The sequence below is a fragment of the Streptomyces sp. NPDC060194 genome, assembly GCF_042728285.1.
Lineage (GTDB): Bacteria > Actinomycetota > Actinomycetes > Streptomycetales > Streptomycetaceae > Streptomyces.
In genome coordinates this window covers 1-18545 of sequence record NZ_JBHWZH010000037.1, presented here as the reverse complement: position 1 = coordinate 18545, position 18545 = coordinate 1, and the positions used below count along the sequence as shown (strand labels likewise).

Annotated in this window: 18 protein-coding genes; 6 read left to right on the top strand and 12 right to left on the bottom strand. The window is 73.9% G+C overall.

Features of this window, described 5'->3' with window-relative positions; all coding sequences use genetic code 11:
• Positions 1-81: 81 nt before the first annotated feature.
• Together ACFWEG_RS11050 and ACFWEG_RS11045 are read right to left on the bottom strand one after the other, a co-directional pair.
• Entirely contained in the window at positions 82-2412 is a 2331-nt protein-coding gene (locus ACFWEG_RS11050; protein ID WP_387212122.1) for an ATP-binding cassette domain-containing protein, read from the bottom strand.
• A 27-nt stretch (positions 2413-2439) separates the two neighbouring features.
• Positions 2440-3453 carry an LLM class flavin-dependent oxidoreductase gene (locus ACFWEG_RS11045; RefSeq protein ID WP_387212120.1) on the bottom strand — a complete coding sequence of 338 codons (1014 nt, stop codon included), beginning with the start codon at positions 3451-3453 and terminating at the stop codon, positions 2440-2442.
• 47 nt (positions 3454-3500) lie between these two features.
• Here ACFWEG_RS11045 and ACFWEG_RS11040 point away from each other — a divergent pair, with 47 nt between their 5' ends.
• Positions 3501-3989: an HAD family acid phosphatase gene (locus tag ACFWEG_RS11040; protein WP_387212117.1), complete on the top strand. Its 489-nt coding sequence runs from the start codon at positions 3501-3503 to the stop codon at positions 3987-3989.
• Between the two features lie 106 nt (positions 3990-4095).
• Here ACFWEG_RS11040 and ACFWEG_RS11035 read toward each other — a convergent pair whose 3' ends face one another.
• From ACFWEG_RS11035 to ACFWEG_RS11010, 6 genes are all read right to left on the bottom strand, one after another.
• A complete protein-coding gene (locus ACFWEG_RS11035) occupies positions 4096-4314 on the bottom strand; it encodes a dodecin (RefSeq protein WP_387212114.1) in 219 nt (72 codons plus the stop codon).
• A 42-nt stretch (positions 4315-4356) separates the two neighbouring features.
• Complete coding sequence (gene egtD, locus ACFWEG_RS11030) at positions 4357-5358, bottom strand: L-histidine N(alpha)-methyltransferase (RefSeq protein ID WP_387212111.1); 1002 nt, start codon at positions 5356-5358, stop codon at positions 4357-4359.
• Positions 5355-6110, bottom strand: a complete 756-nt coding sequence (gene egtC / locus ACFWEG_RS11025; RefSeq protein WP_387212108.1) for an ergothioneine biosynthesis protein EgtC — start codon at positions 6108-6110, stop codon at positions 5355-5357. The genes egtD and egtC overlap by 4 nt, the downstream gene beginning before the upstream one ends.
• Positions 6110-7468, bottom strand: a complete 1359-nt coding sequence (egtB, locus tag ACFWEG_RS11020) for an ergothioneine biosynthesis protein EgtB (protein WP_387212106.1) — start codon at positions 7466-7468, stop codon at positions 6110-6112. The genes egtC and egtB overlap by 1 nt, the downstream gene beginning before the upstream one ends.
• Positions 7465-8709 carry an ergothioneine biosynthesis glutamate--cysteine ligase EgtA gene (gene egtA / locus ACFWEG_RS11015; protein WP_387212103.1) on the bottom strand — a complete coding sequence of 415 codons (1245 nt, stop codon included), beginning with the start codon at positions 8707-8709 and terminating at the stop codon, positions 7465-7467. The genes egtB and egtA overlap by 4 nt, the downstream gene beginning before the upstream one ends.
• Positions 8710-8903: 194 nt before the next feature.
• Positions 8904-9350, bottom strand: a complete 447-nt coding sequence (locus ACFWEG_RS11010) for a type II toxin-antitoxin system PemK/MazF family toxin (RefSeq protein ID WP_387212100.1) — start codon at positions 9348-9350, stop codon at positions 8904-8906.
• 71 nt (positions 9351-9421) lie between these two features.
• Here ACFWEG_RS11010 and ACFWEG_RS11005 point away from each other — a divergent pair, with 71 nt between their 5' ends.
• Positions 9422-10540, top strand: coding sequence for a glycosyl hydrolase family 18 protein (locus ACFWEG_RS11005; protein ID WP_387212097.1), 1119 nt, complete (start codon positions 9422-9424; stop codon positions 10538-10540).
• Between the two features lie 279 nt (positions 10541-10819).
• On the opposite strand, the gene trxA is transcribed toward ACFWEG_RS11005, so the two are convergent.
• On the bottom strand, positions 10820-11236 hold the full coding sequence (gene trxA / locus ACFWEG_RS11000; protein ID WP_387212094.1) for a thioredoxin: 417 nt from the start codon (positions 11234-11236) through the stop codon (positions 10820-10822).
• Between the two features lie 116 nt (positions 11237-11352).
• Between trxA and ACFWEG_RS10995 the strand changes: the two genes are divergently transcribed.
• A complete protein-coding gene (locus ACFWEG_RS10995) occupies positions 11353-12783 on the top strand; it encodes a dihydrolipoyl dehydrogenase family protein (protein WP_387212091.1) in 1431 nt (476 codons plus the stop codon).
• Between the two features lie 66 nt (positions 12784-12849).
• On the opposite strand, the gene ACFWEG_RS10990 is transcribed toward ACFWEG_RS10995, so the two are convergent.
• Positions 12850-14019 (bottom strand): glycoside hydrolase family 64 protein, encoded by a 1170-nt coding sequence (locus ACFWEG_RS10990; protein ID WP_387212194.1) that lies wholly within the window; start codon positions 14017-14019, stop codon positions 12850-12852.
• A gap of 355 nt (positions 14020-14374) precedes the next feature.
• Between ACFWEG_RS10990 and ACFWEG_RS10985 the strand changes: the two genes are divergently transcribed.
• Both ACFWEG_RS10985 and ACFWEG_RS10980 read left to right on the top strand, forming a co-directional pair.
• Positions 14375-16069: an alpha-amylase family protein gene (locus ACFWEG_RS10985; protein WP_387212088.1), complete on the top strand. Its 1695-nt coding sequence runs from the start codon at positions 14375-14377 to the stop codon at positions 16067-16069.
• Positions 16070-16160: 91 nt separating this feature from the next.
• Entirely contained in the window at positions 16161-17345 is a 1185-nt protein-coding gene (locus ACFWEG_RS10980) for a methyltransferase (protein WP_387212085.1), read from the top strand.
• An 80-nt stretch (positions 17346-17425) separates the two neighbouring features.
• Here the strand turns inward: ACFWEG_RS10980 and ACFWEG_RS10975 are convergent, their stop codons facing one another.
• Both ACFWEG_RS10975 and ACFWEG_RS10970 read right to left on the bottom strand, forming a co-directional pair.
• Positions 17426-17635 carry a hypothetical protein gene (locus tag ACFWEG_RS10975; RefSeq protein WP_387212082.1) on the bottom strand — a complete coding sequence of 70 codons (210 nt, stop codon included), beginning with the start codon at positions 17633-17635 and terminating at the stop codon, positions 17426-17428.
• Between the two features lie 39 nt (positions 17636-17674).
• Positions 17675-17842: a hypothetical protein gene (locus ACFWEG_RS10970; RefSeq protein ID WP_387212079.1), complete on the bottom strand. Its 168-nt coding sequence runs from the start codon at positions 17840-17842 to the stop codon at positions 17675-17677.
• Between the two features lie 244 nt (positions 17843-18086).
• On the opposite strand from ACFWEG_RS10970, the gene ACFWEG_RS10965 reads away from it, so the two are divergent.
• Positions 18087-18524, top strand: coding sequence for a DoxX family protein (locus ACFWEG_RS10965; RefSeq protein ID WP_387212077.1), 438 nt, complete (start codon positions 18087-18089; stop codon positions 18522-18524).
• The last annotated feature ends 21 nt before the right edge of the window (positions 18525-18545 follow it).

The following is an 18545-nucleotide window of genomic DNA, read 5'->3' as shown; positions in this document are numbered from 1 at the left end:
CCGTACGTCCGCCCGCGCCCCGGCCGCCGGCCGGGCGGGGCCCTTGCCGGGCCCAACGAGCCGGACGCGCCCCGGGTTCGGCTAACCCGCGAGAACGGCCGACAAATACCGGGCCGTACGGCTCCCGGGCGTTTGGGCCACGTCGGCGGGCGGCCCGGCCGCCACGATCCGGCCACCCTCGTCGCCACCGCCCGGCCCCAGGTCGACCACCCAGTCCGCGCCGGCCACCACCCGCATGTCGTGCTCGACGACCACCACCGAGTTCCCGGCGTCGACCAGGTCGTGCAACTGCCGCATCAGCACCTCGACATCAGCCGGGTGCAGCCCCGTCGTCGGCTCGTCCAGGACGTAGAGGGTGTGTCCGCGCCGGGCCCGCTGCAGCTCGGTGGCCAGCTTGATGCGCTGCGCCTCGCCGCCGGAGAGCTGCGTGGCGGGCTGCCCGAGCCGCAGGTAGCCGAGCCCGACGTCGAGCAGCGCGCGCACGCTGCGGGCGGCCGCTGGCACGTCCGCGAAGAAGTCCGCCGCCGCCTCCACCGTCAGGTCGAGGACCTCGGCGATGTTCCGGCCGCGGTAGGCCACCCGCAGCGTGTCGGGGTTGTAGCGCGCGCCCGCGCAGTCCGGGCAGGGGCTGTACGTGCTCGGTAGGAACAGCAGCTCCACCGACACGAACCCCTCGCCCTGGCAGGTCTCGCAGCGCCCGCCGGCCACGTTGAAGGAGAACCGGCCCGCCTTGTACCCGTGCTCCCCCGCCTCCTCGGTTGCGCTGAACAGCCTGCGCACCACGTCGAACAGCCCGGTGTACGTGGCCAGGTTGGAGCGCGGGGTGCGGCCGATCGGCTTCTGGTCCACCGTCACCAGCCGCTCCACGCCGTCGATCGCGCCCACCAGCGTCGACTTGCCCGAGCCGGACACCCCCGTCACGGCGGTCAGCGTGCCGAGCGGCAGGTCCGCCGCCACGTCCCTGAGGTTGTGCCGCGTCACCGGCCCCACCGTCAGCCACTCCCGGGCCGTCCGCACCGCCCGCGGCTCCGGAGCCGCGCCGCCGAACAGGAAGCGCCGGGTCGCGGACCCCTCGACCTGCCGCAGCCCGTCCGGCGGTCCGCCGTACAGCACCCGCCCGCCGTGCTCCCCGGCGCCCGGCCCCACGTCGACCAGCCAGTCGGCGCGGCGCACCACGTCCAGGTGGTGCTCGACGACGTACACCGAGTTCCCCGCCGCCCGCAGCCGCTCCAGGACGGTGAGCAGCGCCTCGGCGTCGGCGGGGTGGAGCCCGGCCGACGGCTCGTCGAGGACGTACACCACGCCGAAGAGGCCGGACCGCAGCTGGGTGGCGAGCCGCAGCCGCTGGAGCTCGCCGGCGGAGAGGGTGGGGGCGGTGCGGTCGAGGCTCAGATAGCCCAGGCCCAGCTCGGTGACGACGGAGATCCGCGCCAGCAGGTCATCGGCGATCACCCGCTCCGTCCCGCCCCGGTCCGCGCGGCCCGCGAGCAGCTCCGCGAGCGCGGCGAGCGGCAGCCCCGCCAGCTCGGCCACCGTCCGCCCCGCGAACGTCACCGCGAGCGCCTCGGGCCGCAGCCCGCTGCCCCCGCACGCCGCACACGGCTCGCTCCTCAGGAACCGCTCCGCCTTCGCCCGCAAGGAGGCGCTCTTCGTGTCGGCGAACGTGTGCAGGACGTACCGCCGGGCGCTCTGGTACGTGCCCTGGTAAGGCCGGTTGATCCGCGCCGCGTCCCGCACCGGGTGGACGGTGACCACCGGCTGCTCGTCGGTGAACAGGATCCACTCCCGGTCGGCCGCCGGCAGCTCCCGCCACGGCCGGTCCACGTCGTGGCCGAGCGTGTCGAGGATGTCCCGCAGGTTCTTGCCGAGCCACGCCCCCGGCCAGGCGGCGATCGCGCCCTCCCGGACCGACAGCGAGGGGTCGGGGACGAGCAGCTCCTCGCTGGTGTCGTACGTCCGCCCCACCCCGTGGCAGACCGGGCACGCGCCGACGGCCGTGCGCGGGGAGAACGCGTCCGAGTCGAGCCGCTCGGCCCCCGGCGGGTGGTCGCCGACCCGGGACATCAGCATCCGCAGCAGGTTCGACAGCGTGGTGACCGTGCCGACGGAGGAGCGGGAGCCGGGCGCGGAGCGGCGCTGCTCCAGGGACACGGCGGGCGGAAGGCCGGTGATCCCGCCGACCTTCGGCGCGCCGACCTGGTGGATCAGCCGCCGCGCGTACGGCGCCACGGACTCGAAGTACCGGCGCTGCGCCTCCGCGTAGATCGTGCCGAAGGCGAGCGAGGACTTGCCCGACCCGGAGACGCCGGTGAAGACGACCAGCGCGTCCCGGGGCACGTCGACGTCCACGTCCCGCAGGTTGTGCTCGCGGGCCCCGCGCACCCGGATGAATCCGTTCTCGGCGTCGTCCATACCCACGACTCTAAGCGTTTTGGCTGGTCAGGACCGTCGGGTGAGGCCGGTCAGCCGGGCCAGCCGAGCGTAGGAGTCGAGCAGCGCGGCCCGGTCGTACGTGCTGGTCGCGACGAGGTACTCGTCCGCCCCGGACCGGGTGAGCAGTTTCTCCAGGCCGCTCGCGACCTGCTCCTCGGTGCCGTGGAGCTGCCCGCGCAGGGCGTCCTCGAAGTAGCCGCGCTCCCGTTCCGACATCTCCCGCGCGAGGACCTCCTCGGCCGGCGCGAGCGGCGGGAACTCGCCGCGGGTGCGGGACCACGCCGCCGCCCACGCCTCGGACACCAGCAGCTCCCGCGTCTCCCGTGCGGTCCCGGCGACGGCGATCGTCCCGGACACCACGACGTACGGCCGCTCGCCCCACGCGGACGGGCGGAACGCGGTGCGGTAGTCGTCGATCGCCCGCAGCATCGCGTCCTCGCCGCGCGCCGCCGCGATCACCAGCGGCAGCCCGGCCTCGGCGGCGACCCGCGCCCCGGCCCCGGTGGCGAGCACGAACGCCGGCGGTCGCAGGCCCTCGGCGGGGCGGGCGTGCACGCCGGGGTACGGGGTCGTGCCGTCGAACCAGCCGAGCAGCTCGGCGAGCTGCGCGCCGAAGTCCCGGGCGTCGTCCTTGTCGCGGCCGAGCGCGCGCCGGATGCCGTCGGTGAAGCCGACCGAGCGGCCGAGCCCCATGTCGATCCGGCCCGGAAACAGCGACTCCAGGACGCCGAACTGCTCGGCGACCACCAGCGGCAGGTGGTTGGGCAGCATCACCCCGCCGGTGCCGACCCGGATCCGCGAGGTCGCCGCGGCGACGGCCGCCGCGAGGACGGTCGGCGCGGAACCCGCCACGCCCGGCACGCTGTGGTGCTCCGACACCCAGAACCGCGCGTAACCGAGCGCCTCGACCTCCCGCGCGAGCGCCACCGTGTCCCGCAGCGCCTGCGCGCCCGGCTGCCCACGGCGGGTCCGGGAGCGGTCGAGGACGGAGAAGCGGGTGTCGGCGATCACAGAGCTCACACCGTGTTCAACGCCTCCCGCGGGGACGCATTCCCTACGCTGTTCGGGTGACCGAGAAGCGCCGGCCGCTGGCCGTATTCGACCTGGACAACACGCTCGCCGACACCGCCCACCGGCAGCACTTCCTGGAGCGGACGCCCCGGGACTGGAAGGGGTTCTTCTCCGCCGGGCCCGCGGACCCGCCGCTGGAGGAGGGCGTGCGCCTGGCCCTGGAGAGCGCGGAGGACTGCGAGGTCCAGTACCTGACCGGCCGGCCCGTCCGCTGCCGCCGCGACACCCTCGACTGGCTGGCCGAGCACGGTCTGCCCGCAGGCAAGCTCTGGATGCGCCCGGGCAACGACTACCGGCCGGCCCGGCACTACAAGCTGGAGAAGCTCCAGGAGCTGGCCCGCACCCGCGAGATCCGCATGCTCGTCGACGACGACGTCCTCGTCTGCGACGCCGCCGAGCAGGCCGGCTTCCGGGTCGTGCGCGCGGGCTGGGCGCAGGAGTCGGCGGCGCTGAGGACCGCCCAGGAGGGGGAGGGCCGGACGTGAGCCGGCCCGCACCCGGGAGGGGTGCGGGCCGGGACACGCGGTGGCACTCAGCGCGGCGCGGCAGCCGGACCGGCGGCTGAGGCCACGCGGCCGGAGGCCGCCGATGTCACTGCTCGCCCTCCTCCAGGCGGAAGCCGACCTTCAGGCCGACCTGGAAGTGCTCGACGGTCCCGTCGACGATCTGCCCCCGCACCTGCGTCACCTCGAACCAGTCGAGATTTCGGAGGGTCTGCGACGCCCGCTGGACACCGTTGCGGATCGCCTGGTCGACGCCCTCGGGCGAGGTCCCGACGATCTCGGTGACCCGGTAGGTGTGGTTCGACATCTTCGTCTCCTCGTTCGGTCGTACTGGATCGCGCCTGACGGTTCAGACGGTCTGTGCGTTCCCGTTCCCGGCCGCGTCGGGCACCGTCGACAGCGACAGGGCGAACCGGCCGCCCTCGTCCGTCCACCACCGGGCGAGCTCGAACCCGGCCGCCGCCAGCTCCGCGGCGATGCCGTCCCGGCGGAACTTCGCCGAGACCTCGGTACGGACCTCCTCCCCGGCCGCGAAGTCGACGGCCAGGTCGAGGGCCGGGATCTTCACGGTGGTCGCCTCGCGCGACCGGAGCCGCATCTCGATCCACTCCCGCTCGGCGTCCCACACGGCGACGTGGTCGAACGCGTCGAGGTCGAAGTCGGCGCCCAGCTCCCGGTTGATCACGGCGAGCACGTTCTTGTCGAACGCCGCGGTGACCCCCTGCTCGTCGTCGTACGCGGCAACCAGGACGGCGGGGTCCTTCACCAGGTCGGTGCCGAGCAGCAGCGCGTCGCCGGGGGCGAGCATGCCGCGCACGGCCCGCAGGAACCCCGCCCGCTCGGCGGGCAGCAGGTTGCCGAGCGTCCCGCCGAGGAAGGCCACCAGCCGGGGGCCCGGCGGATCACCGGGCAGGTCGAGCTCGCGGGTGAAGTCGGCGATCAGCGCGTGCACGGCGAGGCCGGGCCGTTCCTCGGCCAGCGCCTGCGCGGCCTGCGTGAGCGCGCTCTCGCTCACGTCCACGGGGAGGTAGGTGTGCAGGTCCGGCAGCGCGTCGAGCAGGTGGCGGGTCTTGTCCGAGGACCCCGAGCCCAGCTCGATCAGGGTGCGCGCCCCGGTCGCCTCGGCGATCTCCCCGGCCCGCGCGAGCAGGATCTCCCGCTCGGCGCGGGTCGGGTAGTACGCCTCCAGCGTGGTGATCTCGTCGAACAGCTCGCTGCCCCGGGCGTCGTAGAACCACTTCGGCGGCAGCACCTTCGGCTCGGCGGTGAGTCCGCCGAGGACGTCGGCGCGCAGGTCGGCGCCGGTGGTGTCCTCGGGCAGGGTGCGGGTGATCTCGAAGGCGCGGCTCACGCGGTGGGCTCCTTGAGGGGGGTGAGGAGGACGTCGGTGCGGCTGGCGGCGAGCAGCGTCCGGTCGGGCACCTCGCACCAGTACGGGTCGTCGTCGTACGGCTCGGAGGCGACGACGGTGCTGCGGCCGGGTTCGGAGCGGTACCACAGGGTGTCGCCCCAGGCGGTGGCGGTGATCGTCTCGCCGTCGGTGAGCAGCAGGTTCAGCCGGGAGGTCGGGGCCGCCTCGGCGACCTCCAGGACGGTGTCGGCGAGCGCGGTCGGCCCGTCGTCGCCGTCGGCGAGCCGGTGGCGCACCAAAGCCCAGACGAGCGCGGAGTCGTTGCGCGCCTCCAGGGTGAGCAGCTCGGCCGGCGGCAGCGAGTCCACGAGCGCGCTCAGGCTGCCGGGCCAGCCGCGCACCGCCCCGTTGTGGCTGAACAGCCACCGCTCCGAGGCGAACGGCGCGGCCGCCGCCTCCTGGTCCGGGCCCGGGGCGGTGGCGTCGCGGACGGCGGCGAGCAGCGCGCTCGTGCGCACCACCCGGGACAGGTCGGTGAAACCGAGGTCGGCCCAGATCGGCCCGGGCCGCCGGTAGCGGGCGGGGACGGGGTCCCCGGGCGCGTACCAGCCGACGCCGAATCCGTCGGCGTTCACCGTGCCGTGCTTCTGCCGGCGGGGCGCCCACGACTGCCGGTGCAGGGCGTGCGGCGGGTCCCGCAACAGCGTCCGCAGCTGCACCTCGGGCCCCAGGTAAGCGACATGACGGCACATCAGGCGTCCCTCGCCGTGCGGAATCCGGAGAAGATCTGCCGCCGCACCGGCAGGTCCCAGTTGCGGAAGGTGCCCCGCGCCGCCACCGTGCCGACGGCGAACGAGCCGCCGCGCAGCACCTTGTGGGCGTCGCCGAAGAAGACCTCGGAGTACTCCCGGTAGGGGAAGACGGCGAAGCCGGGGTAGGGGAGGAAGTCGCTGGACGTCCACTCCCACACGTCACCGAGCAACTGCCGTACGCCGTAAGCCGACTCGCCCTCGGGGTAGCTGCCCGCAGGGGCCGGGCGCAGGTGCCGCTGGCCGAGGTTGGCGCGGGCCGCGGTGGGCTCGTCGTCGCCCCACGGGTAGCGGCGGGAGCGGTCGGCCGCCGGATCGTGCCGGGCGGCCTTCTCCCACTCCTCCTCCGTCGGCAGCCGCCGCCCCGCCCAGCGGGCGTACGCGTCGGCCTCGTACCAGCTGACGTGCAGCACCGGCTCGTCCTCCGGCACCGGCTCGACGACGCCGAAGCGGCGGCGCAGCCACTGCCCGGCGTCCTTGCGCCAGAACAGCGGGGCCTCGATGTCGTGCTTGCGGATCTGCGCCCAGCCCTCCGGCTCCCACAGCGCCGGGTCGTGGTACCCGCCCCCCTCGACGAACCGGAGGTAGGCGCCGCAGGTCACCGGGGTGGTGTCGAGGAAGAACGCCGGGACGAGCCGGCGGTGGGCCGGCCGCTCGTTGTCCAGCGCCCACGGCTCGTCGGAGGTGCCCATGGTGAAGGGGCCCGCCTCGACCAGCACCTCCGGCGGCAGCACGCCCTCCGGCCCGGGGAAGGCGTCCGGGTCGGGTGCGGTGAGCGCCGCCGGGCCGCGCCGCAGCTGGTGGGTGATCAGCATGGTCTCGTCGTGCTGCTGCTCGTGCTGGGCGACCATCCCGAACGCGAACGCGGCGTCCAGGAGCGGGCCGCCCCGCAAGGGGGTGCGCTCAAGGACGTCGAGGACCCGGCCGCGCACGTCCGCCGCGTACGTCCGGGCCTCGGCCGGGGCCAGGAGCGGCAGGGTGGGGCGCTCGGAGCGCGGGTGCTCGAAGGCGTCGTACACCGAGTCGATCTCGGGGCGGAGCGCCTCCTGCCCGCCGACGGTGCGCAGGAGCCACTGCTCCTCCTGGTTCCCGATGTGCGCCAGGTCCCAGACCAGCGGGGACATCAGGGGGGAGTGCTGGGCGGTCAGCTCGTCCTCGTCGACGCAGGAGGTGAGCAGGGCGGTCCGGTCGCGGGCCTCGGACAGCGCGGTGAGCGCCCGTGTCCGCAGCGCCTCGGCGTCGTGCTCCGTCGCGTCCTCTGCTCCGCGCGGCGTCCCGTGCCCGGTTCCGTTCACGGTCATGCGGATGCGCTCCTTCCGTGGAACTGGTCCAGCTGGTCGTCGGCGGGGCAGCGCCCGCGCGACACGTACCGCTCGGTGAAGTCGGCGACGGCCCTCCGCACCGCGGGGGAGACGCCCCGGCGGGGCAGCGCCTCCAGGGCCGCGGCGAAGCAGGTCTCGGCGACCGACCGCAGCTCGGGATCGGTGAGCCCGTCGCGGGCCGCGTCCCGCCACAGCGGGTTGCGCGGCGCCGGCCGGTCGCCGGTCCGCTCGGCCAGCGGCTTGACAGCGCGGTAGGCGGTCTCGGCGGCCTCCGGGTCGTCGAAGAGCGCGGCCGTCACCGCGAGCGGCACCTGCCAGCCGTCGTCGCCCGGCTGGGCGTCGATCATCCGCAGCTCCAGATGACCGCGCGGCCGGGCCGGCGGGAACAGCGTGGACACGTGGTGGTCGATGTCCTCCTGGGTGACGGGGCGGGGCGCGCCGGTCTCCAGCCACGCGCGCAGGGTGAGACCCGTGGGGACGTCCCACGGGCCGTCGTCCCGGCGCACGCACATCACGGGCGCGTCGAGAACGAACGCGGCCCACGCCGCGCGCGGGTCGCCGGGGCCCGGCGCGAGCGCGCGGACCGGGTCGATGTCGGCCCAGTGCGCCTGCCGGGTGGAGCGCCATCCGGTCGGCCGCCCCAGCTGGAGCGCGGAGTTGGCGAACGCGGCCACCAGGACCGAGCCCAGGAGGTGGGCGAGCAGCCAGCGCCGGCCGAGGCCGAGCGGGCCCGGCTCCTCGTACCCCGCGTCCAGGCAGACCTGGACGGAGGCGGAGCCGCACATCATCGACCGCCCGGCCGGTCCCGACCGGTCGAGGAAGGCCTCCATCGTGTTGTACCGCTCCGAGTGCAGATGGCGCCGGGGCGGCAGGTACGGCTCCTGGCCGCGGCCGACCAGGGTCAGCCGGTGGGGGCGCAGTGCCTCGCGCACCCGGTCGAGGTCGGCGGCGACGGAGTCGACGCACGCGGTGAGCGAGGGGGCCGGCAGCGAGCTCAGCTCCAGCTGCCCGCCCGGTTCCACGGTGAGCGCGGAGTCCAGCGGGATTTTCCGGAGAGCCGCGTACGCCGTGTCGAGGCGGTCGTCGGAGACGGGGGTGCGGGAGTCGTCGGCGTCGTGCACCAGCCACTCCAGCTCCACGCCGGTGGTGCGCGGCGGGCCGGTCTTGAAGCAGATACATCGGATTCGTGCTTCGACGTCCTCCGCGGTGAGCGGTGTCATGACACGAACCTCCCTGACATGTCGGAGACGGAAGTTCCTCCCGGTCCGGGTGGGACCGAGTTCCTTCTGTCCAGACAAACCCGCGCGATGCCTCCGGCACAAGGGCGCCTTCGCGTCATGGCGGACCGCCGCGGTACCGGGGTCCGGTGACCACGAAACCCCGGATCCGCGGATTCCGCACGGCGAGCGGGGCGTCAGGTCCAGCCGTAGCGGGCGCGGAGGCGGGCCGTCACCGCGTCGAAGCGGGGGCGGTCCAGGGCGCAGGCCTCGCGGCGCATGCCCGCCTCGTGGACGCGCAGGACGCGGTCGAGGTCGACCCAGGAGTCGCGCCCGGCGGAGTCCCAGGGGCCGGAGCCGATGCGCACCCACTCGCGGTCGCCGTGGTGAGGCTTGCTCGACAGGCGCACCGCGAGGAGCGTGCCCGCCGCCTCGCGGGCGACCACCAGGACCGGGCGGTCCTTGCCGCGCCCGTCGTTCTCCTCGTACGGCACCCAGGTCCAGACGATCTCGCCCGGGTCCGGATCGCCGTCGCGGTCGGGCGCGTAGGCGGTGCGGACGGGGCCGACGGCCAGGGGGTCGCACTCCGTGGTCGCCGAGGGGCCGGAGCTGCCGGGCTGCGCCGGCGTGTCGAGGAAGGTCATCGGGACACGGTACGACCCCGATGGACCATCCCGCCGAGCGGACGGGCCGTCAGCGGCCGCAGGGTCGGGGGATGGACACGAGGAAGACGCTGGTCGCCGTGGTCTGCGGGCTGCTGCTGCTCGCCCCGGCGGCCGCCGCCGTCGAGGCCGAACCGTCGCCGCCACCCGCCGGCGCGCCGGCCGCAGCGCCCGCCGCCGCACCGGCCGGCGCGCCGGGGCCGGCTCCCGCCGGCGGCGGGCTCCCGCGCACCGTCTCCGCCTGGCTCCCGTACTGGGACCAGGAGGGCGCGTACCGCGACGCGCTGGAGCACGCCGGGCAGCTGCACACCGTCAGCCCCTTCTGGTACCAGGCGCACTCCGCCGAGCGGGTCGCCGGCCACCGCGGGGCGGGCGAGCGTCGGATCGTCGACGGGCTCCGGGCGGCCGGGATCCAGGTCGTGCCGACCGTCATGGAGACCATGCCCGCCGGGAAGCTCGCCGAGATCGTCACGACCCCCGCCCTGCGCGCCCGGCACGTCGACGCCCTGCTCGCCGTCGTCCGCGCCGGAGACCACGACGGGCTCGACATCGACTACGAGTCGATCGCGCCGACCGGCGACGCGACCTGGCGCGCCGTCCGCGACGGCTACGCGGACCTCCTCACCGAGCTCTGCGACACGCTGCACGAGCTGCGGAAACAGTGCATCGCCACCGTCACCCCGCAGACGGCCGTCAGCGGGCGCGTCTGGGACTACGAGCGGCTCGGGCGGGTCGCCGACCGGGTGCGGATCATGGCGTACAACCTGCACTGGGCGACCGGGAAGCCCGGGCCGATCGCGTCGCCGGAGTTCTACGAGGACATCCTCGCCAACGCCACCGCGAAGATCCCCCGCGACAAGCTGGAGATGGGTCTGCCCGCCTACGGCTGGGACTGGGCCGAGGGCAGCGACGCGCGCGCCCGGCACGTCACCTGGCACGAGGCGGAGGCGCTGCGGAAGGAGGTGGGCGCGCCCTACGAAATCGACGAGGACTCGCGGACGCCGCACTTCGACTACGAGGAGGACGGGGTCCGGCGGCAGGTCTGGTACCAGGACGCACGAGGGGTCGCCGAACACCTGGAGGTGCTGCGCAGGCACGGCGTGGAGTCGACCGCGCTCTGGGCGCTGAACTTCGAGGACCCGGCGCTCTGGGCCGTCCTCGCCGGGGGCTGAACCGGCGCGGACACGCCGAGGGGCATCGGACGTCGGCCGGCCCGGCGTTCCCGGGCGCGCCGAACCCATCGGCTGACGGCGGTGGGCACTGCGAGGCGCCGCGTCGCCTGCCCGTCGACCCGCCGCCCTGCGGCGTACGCGCCGGCCCCGGGCTCCGCGGCATCGCCGGACCCGGGGTCGGGGCACGCCGAAACAGGGGTCGGGACTGCGAGCGACACGCCGAAGGGGCGGCCTCCCGGGGTCCGGGGAGCCGCCCCTCCTGGCGTACGGGGCCGCGCGTCAGGCGCTCGCCGGGCCGCCGGGCTGCTGGTCCGGCGCCGCGCCGTTCGCCTCCGCGGCCTGGGCCTGGGCGATCTGCTGGCGGACCTCGTCCATGTCCAGTTTCCGCGCCTGGCCGATCACGTCCTCCAGCGCCGACTGCGGCAGCGCGCCGGGCTGGGCGAAGACGGCGACCTTGTCGCGCACGATCATGAGCGTCGGGATCGACTGGATCTGGAACGCCGCCGCCAGCTCGGGCTGCGCCTCCGTGTCGATCTTCGCGTAGACCAGGTCGGGGTTCTGCTCCGAGGACTCCTCGTAGACCGGCGCGAACTGGCGGCAGGGGCCGCACCACGACGCCCAGAAGTCGATGAGGACGAAGTCGTTCTGCTCGACGATCTCGTCGAAGTTTTCCTTGGTCAGTTCGAGTGTGCTCACGGTGTGTGTACCTCTTCCGGACATCCGGGGAAATCTGCTCCGCACAACCATGCGGGGCGCATCCCTATTCCGCTGCCCATGTGGCCACGGCTCACACCCCCGACCACACTGTTCGCATGACTGAAGACAGGATCTACGACGTCGTCGTCCTCGGCGCCGGCCCCGTCGGCGAGAACGTCGCCGACACCTGCCGCGCCGCCGGACTCGGCGCGGCCGTGGTGGAGAGCGAACTCGTCGGCGGCGAGTGCTCGTACTGGGCGTGCATGCCGAGCAAGGCGCTGCTGCGCCCCGTCACCGCCCGCGCCGACGCCCGCAGGGTGCCCGGGCTCAGGGCCGCGGTGCAGGGTCCGCTGGACACGGCCGAGATCTTCGCGAGCCGCGACGGCTTCACCTCGGGCTGGAAGGACGACGGCCAGGTGGAGTGGCTCGACTCCGCCGGCATCGACCTCTTCCGCGGGACGGCCCGGCTCGACGGAGCCAAGCGGGTGAGCGTGACCGCCGCGGACGGCACCGTCACCGCCCTCACCGCCCGGCACGCCGTCGCCGTGTGCACCGGCACCCGCGCGGTGCTGCCCGACCTGCCCGGCATCGACGGCGCCCGGCCCTGGACCAGCAGGGAGGCCACCAGCGCACGCGAGGTGCCCGCGCGGCTCGCGGTGGTCGGCGGGGGAGTGGTCGGCGTCGAGATGGCCGCCGCCTGGCAGGCGCTCGGCGCCCAGGTCACCGTGCTGGTCCGCGGGGACGGCCTGCTGCCGAGGATGGAGCCCTTCGCGGGCGAGCTGGTCGCCGACGGCCTGAAGGAGGCGGGGGCGGAGATCCGCACCGGCGTCTCCGTCACCGAGCTCCGGCGCGACGGCGCCACCGTCACGCTCACCCTCGACGACGGCTCGACCCTGGACGTCGAGGAGGTCCTCTTCGCCACCGGCCGCGCACCGCGCACCGACGACCTGGGCCTCGCCTCCGTCGGCCTGGAGGACGGCGCCTGGATCGACGTCGACGACAGCCTGCGCGTCCCCGGCCACGACTGGCTGTACGCGGTCGGCGACGTCAACCACCGCGCGCTCCTCACCCACCAGGGCAAGTACCAGGCCCGGATCGCGGGCGCGGCCATCGCCGCCCGCGCCCAGGGCGTCCCGATCCTGGAGACCGACCCGTGGGGCGCGCACGCGGCCACCGCCGACCACGCGGCCGTGCCCCAGGTCGTCTTCACCGACCCCGAGGCCGCCTCCGTCGGCCTCACCCTCGCCGAGGCCGAGCGCGCGGGCCACCGGGTGCGCGCGGTCGACCAGGAGATGTCCGCGGCCGCGGGCGCCGGCCTCTACGCCGAGGGGTACAAGGGCCGCGCCCGGATGGTCGTCGACCTCGACCGCGAGATCCTCCTCGGCGTCACCTTCGTCGGTCCCGCCGTCGGCGAGCTCATCCACTCCGCCACCGTCGCGATCGCCGGCGAGGTCCCCGTCGCCCGCCTCCGGCACGCCGTCCCGTCGTACCCGACGATCAGCGAGATCTGGCTCCGCCTGATCGAGGCGTACGTCGCCGGGAAGTGAGCGCGCCGGGGCCCCGGGACGGCGTGCGCCCCGGGGCCCCGGCCGTCAACTAGCTGTTTTTGAAGCCTAGTTGAACGGGTCCAGCGTGATGTACGCCTGCTGCGGGTTGCCGTCGTGGACCAGCGACTCGTGCGCGCCGACGTCGTCGAAGGCGAAGCCGTAGGCCTTGCCGTCCTGCATCTGGGCGTGGATCCTCGCCGAGTAGTGGTTGGTGACCGCGTCCTTGTAGAAGTCGGCGTTGTTCGCGTCCGGCTGGTTGGGGTTGCTCAGGAGCGTCGAGCGGTTGTAACCGGCGCACAGGGTGCGGGAGATGGGGCCGCGGACCAGGTCGTTGGGGGCGTCGAGGAGCTTGTAGCAGCCGAAGATGCTGTCGGAGTCGGGCTTCTGGAAGCTGGTGACGACCTGGCCCGAACCGTTGGTGAAGTTCATGGTGTTGCCCGAGACCCGCCCGAAGTACTTGGTGTTCGGCTGGTCCTTGAACGGCGTGACGGTGAGCGTCTGCGAGGAGTACTTGCTCCAGACCCGGTTGACGTAGTCGTTCATGACGGAGGCAGGCAGCGCGCCCGCCTCGATGCCGTGGCCGGGGGCCAGCACCCGCAGGACCGTGCCGTCGGAACGGGTCCTGACGAGACCGCCCCAGCCGCCGGACTGGGCGCGCAGCGCGTTGATGACCGCGTTGTAGCCGCCGGGCCTGAGGTGCCCGGTGGTCGCGGTGGTGCCGTTCGGGCGCTTCACGCCGACCGCGTACGGGGCGGAGAACATGTCGACCTGCGTGCTGTTGATCCACAGCCCGGAGTCGTTGAGCGTGTACTCCGTCCAGTTGAACAGGATGTTCGCGTTCGGGTCGCTCGGGTTCTGCACCGCGGGCTGCACCAGACCGCCGGTGGTCAGCTTGAAGACGAGCTTCTGCCCGTAGGAGAAGTAGACCCGGCCGGAGAACTTCGGCATCCGGATGGTCTTCGCCTGGCCGTTGGCCGGGCCCGCGATCGACGCGTCCGGGGCGGGCGTCGGCGGGTTGCCGCCGGCGGGCCACGGGTGGAACGTGCCGTTGGCGTCGGCCCAGCCCTGGCGGCCGGAGGCGAGGTCGGTGCCGATGACGTAGACGTGCACCTGCTCGCCGCGGCCGGAGTTGTTGGTCAGCGTGAGCGGGATCGTCGCGGGCACCGCCGCCTCGGCGGAGGGGATGACCTGGGTGGCGACGATGCCGCCGCCGGCGAGCGCCAGCGCGGCGACCAGGGCGGCGGACCGGCGGCGGGAGCGCCGGGCGCGGTGGCTTCGGGGGGCCGCGGGGGGAGCTGCGGGAGCGTTGGCGGACAAGCTCTTCTCCTCATCGGGAAGACCGTGCGGTGGGGGGTGGGCGCGAGGGAGCACTCCGCAGCGACTCTGAGAGCGCTCTCAACGGCTGACTGGAACGTATCGACCCGTCAGGGACGCGTCAATGTTGTGGTGTGGACCTTCGCGATTCCTCCGCGAACGCGGGGCACATGAACCGACGGCGCGCGGCCGGGCGTTGACGCGGCCGGGCGATGATCCCCGGTCCTCCGGGTACGCGCTGCCGTGCAACGCCCGTCACGAGCCCTGGAGCACTTCGATGAGGATGACCCGGACGTCCGACCTGTGGTGGAAGAACGCCGTCGTGTACTGCCTGGACGTCGAGACGTACCAGGACGGCAACGGCGACGGAATCGGCGACTTCGCCGGACTCACCCAGCGCATCGACCACTTGGTCCGCCTCGGCGTCACCTGCGTCTGGCTGATGCCCTTCTACCCGACCCGCGAGCGCGACGACGGCTACGACATCACCGATTTCTACGGCGTCGACCCCCGCCTCGGCACCCTCGGGGACTTCACCGAGTTCGTCCGCACCGCCCGCGACCGCGGCATACGCGTCATCGCCGACCTCGTCGTCAACCACACCTCCGACCACCACCCGTGGTTCGAGGACGCCCGCTCGTCGCGCGACTCCGCCCACCGCGACTGGTACGTCTGGCGCGACGAGCCGCCGGCGAAGGGCGAGGGGCCCGAGGGCGTCGTCTTCCCCGACTCCGAGGACAGCCTCTGGGAGTACGACGAGCGCACCGACCAGTACTACCTGCACCGCTTCTACAAGCAGCAGCCCGACCTCGACATCGCCAACCCGGCCGTCCGCGACGAGATCGCCCGCATCATGGGCTTCTGGACCGAGCTCGGCCTCTCCGGCTTCCGCGTCGACGCCGTGCCGTTCCTCCTGGAGACCGACGGCCAGCTCGACGCCGAGCAGCTGCCCGACCCGCACGAGTACCTCGCCGACCTGCGTGCCTTCCTCGGCCGCCGCAACGGCGAGGCGGTGCTGCTCGGGGAGGTCAACCTGCCCTACGAGGAGACCGCGAAGTTCTTCGGCGAGCCCAGCACCGGCCGCGGCGACGAGCTGACGATGTGCTTCGACTTCATCGGCATGCAGCAGATGTACCTCTCCATGGCCCGCGGCGAGGCCGGCCCGCTGGACCGCGCCCTGCGCGACCGCCCCGACGCGCCCCGCGACGCGCACTGGGCCACGTTCGTCCGCAACCACGACGAGCTCACCCTCGACAAGCTGAGCGACGAGGAGCGCGAGGAGGTCTTCGCCGCCTTCGGCCCGGAGAAGGACATGCAGCTCTACGACCGGGGCCTGCGCCGCCGCCTGCCCCCGATGGTCGGCGGCGACCGCCGCCGGATCGAGCTCGCCTACAGCCTGCTGTTCACGCTGCCGGGCACCCCGGTCCTCTTCTACGGGGAGGAGATCGGCATGGGCGAGAACCTGGCCGCCGAGGCCCGCCAGGCCGTCCGCACCCCGATGCAGTGGACCCCGGAGCCGACCGCCGGCTTCTCCTCCGCCGACCCGGAGAAGTACCCCGAGCCGCTGGCCACCGGCGACTACGGGCCCGAGCACGTCAACGTCCAGGACCAGGCGCTCGACGCCGACTCCCTGCTCTCGCGCATCCGCGTCTTCGCCGAGCGCTACCGCGAGTCGCCCGAGCTGGCCTGGGGCGACGTCGAGATCCTCGCCGCGGAGGACCCCGCCGTCCTCGCGCACTGCAGCGCGCTGGAGGGGGAGTGCGTGCTCGCGCTGCACAACTTCTCCGACCGGACCGTTCCCGTCGCCCTCGAGATGCCCGGGACGAAGCCCGGCACCGAGCTGGCGGACGTGCTCAGCGGGGAGACCTGCACGGTCGGCGACGACGGCCGCGTCCACGCCGAGCTGGGGCCGTACGGCTACCGGTGGCTGCGCACCTGCGGCAACCCGGGGCTGGGGGTGCGGGCGGCCTGAGGCCGAGGGGGTCCCCGGCCGGCGGCCGTCGTGCCGTCCGCCGGGGACGCCGGGGGTGCTGCCGGCCCGTCCGCGTTAGCCTGGGCGGACCATGAACCGTTCGATCACGCCCTGGGGCGAGCACGCCCTCACCCGCTACCCCGAGGACCCCCGCGACCAGCTGCGCGCCTGGGACGCATCCGACGACTACCTGCTGCGGCACCTCGCCGACCGGGAGGCGGAGGACGGCGTACGGGCCGCGCTCGGCGGCACCGTGGTCGTCGTCGGCGACCGCTGGGGCGCGCTGACCACCGCGCTCGCCGCCCGCCGGACCGCGTCGGCCGGACCCGCCGGGCCGCCGCCCGTCCAGATCAGCGACTCCTACCTCGGCCAGCAGGCCACCCGCGCCAACCTCGCCCGCAACGAGGCCGGCGAGGCGCGGCTGCTCTCCACCCGGGACACCCCGCCCGACCGGGTCGACGTCCTGCTGGTGCGGGTGCCCAAGAGCCTCGCGCTCCTGGAGGACCAGCTGCGGCGGCTCGCCCCCGCCGTCCACGCGGACACCGTCGTGGTCGGCACCGGAATGGTGAAGGAGATCCACACCTCTACGCTCGACCTGTTCGAGCGGATCATCGGCCCGACCCGCACCTCGCTCGCCGAGAAGAAGGCCCGGCTGATCTTCTCCACCCCGGACCCGTCCCTCGCCCGCGCGCCGAGCCCCTGGCCGAAGACCTACCAGGTGGACGCCGACGCCGGACTCGCCTCCGGGCTGACCGTCGTCAACCACGCCGGGGTCTTCTGCGCCGAGCGCCTCGACATCGGCACCCGCTTCTTCTGCAAGAACATGCCCACCGGCGACGGACCGTTCCGCGCGGTCGACCTCGGCTGCGGCAACGGCGTCATCGGCACCGCCCTCGCGGCGGCCAACCCGCGGGCCGAGGTCCTGTTCGCCGACGAGTCGCACCAGGCGGTCGCCTCCGCCGAGGCCACCTACGCCAAGAACGGGGCCGCGAACCCGGCCGAGTTCGCGGTCGCCGACGCGCTCGACGGGCTCGCCCCCGGCAGCGTCGACCTGGTGCTCAGCAACCCGCCCTTCCACTCCCACCAGGCGATGACCGACGCCACCGCCTGGCGGATGTTCACCACCTCGCGCCGGGCGCTGCGCCAGGGCGGCGAACTGTGGATCGTCGGCAACCGGCACCTCGGCTACCACCTCAAGCTGAAGCGGCTCTACGGGAACTGCGAACTGGTCGCGGGCGACGCGAAGTTCGTGGTGCTGCGGGCCGTGAAGCGCTGAGACGCAGCGCGCCACGTCACAGCGCCCGGGGCCGCACAGTTCGACTGTGCGGCCCCGGGCGCTGCGGGTGGTGCGGGGAGTCAGAGCGGCGAGTCGGCGCCCGCCAGCTGATTGATCTCCTGCGGACTCCAGCCGGTGATCGCGCTGACCTCCGCGATCGAGGCCTCGTTCGCCCCCTCCTCGCGCAGGGCCGCGACGGCCTCGGCGCGCAGGTCCGACTGTGCCGATTCCAGGGCGGTCCGCGCGTCGTCGAAACGCTGGGCCGCCAGTTCGAGCTTGGAGGTGTCCATGGGGTCTTTCCGTCGGTACTCGGTGCTGAATGCTCGGGCTCAGGCCAGCTGCGGGTCCGGGACCACGACGAGGAACGAGTCCGTCTCCATGTCCATCACGACGCTGGCGGGCACACCCTCGCGCTGCCGCTGGGCAGCGTAGTCCTCGGCCGCCCGGCAGCCGCGGGGCTCACCGGCCGGAAAGGTCTCCAGTATTTTCCCGGTCATCTGACACACCTCCACCGTCGGTCACCGGTACGCCCGGTTCCTGGCTGCCTGGTAGACATGCGGATTCCCGCTCGCGGCCGAGCCATACCTACGAGTTCGACGCAATGTCACGGCCCCGGCGGGGCGGTCTGGACACCCTCCGCGGGCTGCCCTAGGGTCTCACTTGGTCTAGACCAGAAAAGGCACCCTCACCGCCCGGATCCCCCACGGAACCCGGGACCCCCACACGAGAGTGAGACCACCCATGACCCTGCTCGACCGGAGCCGGGACCACGTCCTCGGCCTCTTCCGCATCGTGATCGGCCTGCTCTTCGCCTGCCACGGTGCGGCCACCCTGTTCGACGTCCTCGGCGGACCGCGCGGCGAGGTACCGGCCGTCGCGCAGTGGCCCGGCTGGTGGGCCGCCGCCATCCAACTGGTGGGCGGCGCCCTGGTCATGCTCGGCCTCGGCACCCGCGTCGCCGCGTTCGTGTGCTCGGGCTCGATGGCGTACGCGTACTTCTCCGTCCACCAGGGATCGGGTCTGCTGCCGATCGAGAACGGAGGGGAGGCGTCGGCGCTGTTCTGCTGGACGTTTCTGCTCATCGCCGCGTTCGGGCCGGGCCGCTGGGCCGTCGAGTCGGCGCTAGGCCGCGGGCCGGCCGCCGCCCGCGAACGGCAGCCGGCGGTCGCCGGGTCCTGAGGCGCGCCGGGTGTCCCCGCC